The 1,375-nt window shown below is 33.0% G+C and carries 2 protein-coding genes; both read right to left on the bottom strand.

All coding sequences use genetic code 11. The features are described 5' to 3' along the window. Window positions 1-283: 283 nt before the first annotated feature. Window positions 284-652 (bottom strand): hypothetical protein, encoded by a 369-nt coding sequence (locus ACFSCX_RS19405; RefSeq protein ID WP_377929904.1) that lies wholly within the window; start codon window positions 650-652, stop codon window positions 284-286. A gap of 351 nt (window positions 653-1,003) precedes the next feature. Then, window positions 1,004-1,375: NUDIX hydrolase (locus ACFSCX_RS19400; protein WP_377929902.1), on the bottom strand; the 372-nt coding region annotated here is incomplete at its 5' end.

The following is a 1,375-nucleotide window of genomic DNA, read 5'->3' as shown; positions in this document are numbered from 1 at the left end:
ACAAAGTCATTTCTTCGTAGTAAAACGATACTATTCAGTAGGAAATACCAAATAGACGATAACTATAAATTAGTTATCGTCTTGTTCAACTAAAGGGTGCTTTAACTACACAAAGAAATAGTTTATAGAGCCTAAATTATGCAAGTTTTTATACATTACTTGTTAGATAGGCTCTTTTTGTGTTTTTAGAAAATAACGTCGTGGGATCACATTTTGTATTAAAAAAATTTCCAATTAAGTGTGTCATTTATTTGAGCACAAGCTGTGTCATTTTACTTGGCGGTCACACATGGCCAAGATCATCCCTTTTGACCTTAAGAAGTTCACCATTATGATTCATAATATGTATGGTTTTATTATTTTTCAGATAGATAGTTAACTCTGCCTCTACCGGGGGTAAATCAAATAGAACTTCACTCTTTTCAATGTTGTTTGCTTGATTAAACCAAGAAACAATTTTTTCAATTCCAGATTGCTCTGCTCCATACATACTTAATTTATTTGAAAGAGTCCAATTTATTCTTCTAACATCTTCTATCTCTAATGCTTTATGAAGTTTGGATTCTTTATATTCCGACCAAAAGAAGCAAGAAACGACAAGCATAAAAAGCATAAGCCAAAAGAAGCTTATAATTTTCTTTTTTATATTCATAGAACCCCCCCATGATTTGTTATAGCTATTGTATAGGGAACCTCCATCGACTTTCATTAGAAATATTTTACATTTTCAGATCAAGCATTCTGCCATAAAATAATGTATTCATTATTCGTAATTAAATAGGTCCAATTCCCTGGAAAAGTACCTGATTACTTTCAGAAATTCTACCAAATATCGTCGTTATTCCACACATTTAATGTTGCCATCCTCAACTATTTCACTCCCTTGTCCTTTGAAGAAGTGATTACTCATTAAACTCGTTAGTAAAAAAGCGATTGCTCCTACTGACACCTACTACCCGTTTGTTCAGGTGTATTCCTTTACAGTCTCACTCCACAATGAAAACTATCTTATTTGATAGAATTTTTTAGTAAATACTAGCTTATAATTTATGAAGCAACAAATCTGCACGTTTGATACTTTCCTTGCTCCAAGCTGGTGCTTTAGTATGATCATCACATCTTCTGTACTAAACCAATAGATATTTGCAACTTCTTGCGGGCGATTTCTGAAAGGCTCACCATTTTTATGTTCACATAGAAACACTATATCAATAACCTTACATCCATCATCAGCTAAAAATGATGAACTGTGAACATATTTCAAGTTATCTTTTACTTCGATACCAACTTCTTCAAGAATCTTCCGGTTAGCACAATCGTGTCTGCTGTTCAGCACTCTCGCACCAGTTCGTAATAAAATCTTACTCAACGAATA

Origin of the sequence: Bacillus salitolerans, from assembly GCF_042680805.1 — a bacterium.
GTDB classification, from domain to species: domain Bacteria; phylum Bacillota; class Bacilli; order Bacillales; family SA4; genus Bacillus_CJ; species Bacillus_CJ salitolerans.
The sequence above is the reverse complement of the archived record's forward strand: the minus strand, read 5'-3'. Positions and strand labels throughout refer to the sequence as shown.